Annotated in this window: 1 protein-coding gene; it reads left to right on the top strand. The window is 37.0% G+C overall.

Annotated features, from left to right (window positions below; translation table 11 throughout):
* Nucleotides 1-34 precede the first annotated feature (34 nt).
* A complete protein-coding gene (locus tag ACFIKY_RS09005) occupies nucleotides 35-880 on the top strand; it encodes a type IV secretion system protein (RefSeq protein WP_375661734.1) in 846 nt (281 codons plus the stop codon).
* The last annotated feature ends 170 nt before the right edge of the window (nucleotides 881-1,050 follow it).

Consider the following 1,050-nt stretch of genomic DNA (forward strand, 5'->3'; position numbering starts at 1 on the left):
ATAAAAAGTTGAAAATTCGTTAAAGAGGAATTCCATGAACTTTACAGTGTTCACGCAACTTTTCAATAAAATTGATCAGATAACAAAAACATATGTCACGGATATTTCCTTAAAAACAACGGCTACAATTACACCCTTTGTATCAATCGGTATCACAATCGCTTTCATCATCTATGGATGGCTCATCATTCGTGGCGCTATAGATATGCCTCTCTCCGGATTTGTAAATCGTTTCCTACGGATAAGTATTATTACTTCAATAGCTCTTACCACAGGACTTTATCAGAATGAAATTGCCAATTTGATAACACAAATGCCCCATGAGTTATCAAAAGCGCTCTTAACAGATCCACTCAATGATACACAATTAATGAATTTACTAGACAAAACAGCAACCAAAGGATTTCAATATGCAGGACGTCTTTTCCAAGAAACCGTCTTCTTCGAAGCCAATGGACTGCTTTACAGTCTCTTAGGTATCATCATCTTGCTGGCAACAAGCCTCGTAGTAGCAATCGGCGGTGGTCTCGTACTCCTGACAAAAATCGCTATTACACTTCTCGTAGGATGGGGATCACTCTTCATCATTGCTTTGCTCTGGCAACCAACTCATCGCCTTTTCGAGCAATGGATAACCCAAGTCGTCAATTATATAATCCTCTTTCTACTCTTAGCGACTGTATTTAATCTGATGATGAATATCTTTGCAAACTATTTGAGCGATATGAAACTCGATTACGACCAGAATATAAGCTTCATGTTTGGGGGTGCTCTCATCTTGTCCATTATATCCATCACGCTGTTACTCAAACTATCAAGCGTTGCCAATTCTCTCGCAAAAGGCATTACATTTGGACATCTATGGAGACATAGAAACTAGATGAGATAAAAAGCAATGCTGCTCGTAACAGATGCCCTTAATATCCACATGACAAAATAACGAGGATATCCAATCCTAAAGTAAAAAATATTCGCACTGAAATTGAGCTATTTTCATAAATTAAAAAATGAAATTAAGAAAAGATCAATTATCGCAAACTATACACTTTA

This window comes from Bartonella sp. CR127HXZ (genome assembly GCF_042194555.1).
GTDB lineage: Bacteria > Pseudomonadota > Alphaproteobacteria > Rhizobiales > Rhizobiaceae > Bartonella > Bartonella grahamii.

What these genes read in the sequence shown, in the direction of transcription:
- ACFIKY_RS09005 (WP_375661734.1), top strand. Translation starts at nt 35, where the DNA reads ATGAACTTTACAGTGTTCACGCAACTTTTCAATAAAATTGATCAGATA.